Consider the following 506-nt stretch of genomic DNA (forward strand, 5'->3'; position numbering starts at 1 on the left):
TGTTCAGTCTTTGGACGACACATTTTGCATACCGGGTCCAGAAAATAGTCTGCTCTGCCAGGGGGTTAGGAGTCCATCCAGAATCAGGCTGTCACGTCAGGACAAGGACCCCTTGGACTGATAGCTGAGGGCTCTACCTGCTCTGCAACTCCAGGCAGAACTCATTCCCAGTCAACGACAGATGACGTGATAATAACCGGTGAATTTGTTGATGGACTTCAGCTGCCTTTTAACTCTGAGATCCGCGCCTGGGAAATTCACTGCCGGAAAGTTGTCAAACAAGAGATAGAAGAGGTTTATGACATTGCCTCAACAGTCCCAGGAAACCTGGACTACGATAGGCCTGCACCGGAAGTAGAAATATTGCACCAGGGTGAAATGGGGGCAGTCTGTCGAGGAAAGTGGAACACCACCTGCTCCTGCGGTGCCACCTTCGTTTCGCCCAGCCTGCTTAGCTCTCACCGCCAGTGCAGCCAAGATGCTCGATGCAAGGGGCAGTGGAACAC

The 506-nt window shown here is 52.4% G+C and carries 1 protein-coding gene; it reads right to left on the minus strand.

The window, feature by feature from the left end; translation table 11 throughout:
* Positions 1-309: 309 nt before the first annotated feature.
* Positions 310-506 (minus strand): hypothetical protein (locus tag E1189_RS24545; RefSeq protein WP_230459906.1); only part of this gene is annotated, 197 nt, incomplete at its 5' end.

It is taken from the genome of Parendozoicomonas verongulae, from assembly GCF_009711465.1.
GTDB lineage: Bacteria > Pseudomonadota > Gammaproteobacteria > Pseudomonadales > Endozoicomonadaceae > Sansalvadorimonas > Sansalvadorimonas verongulae.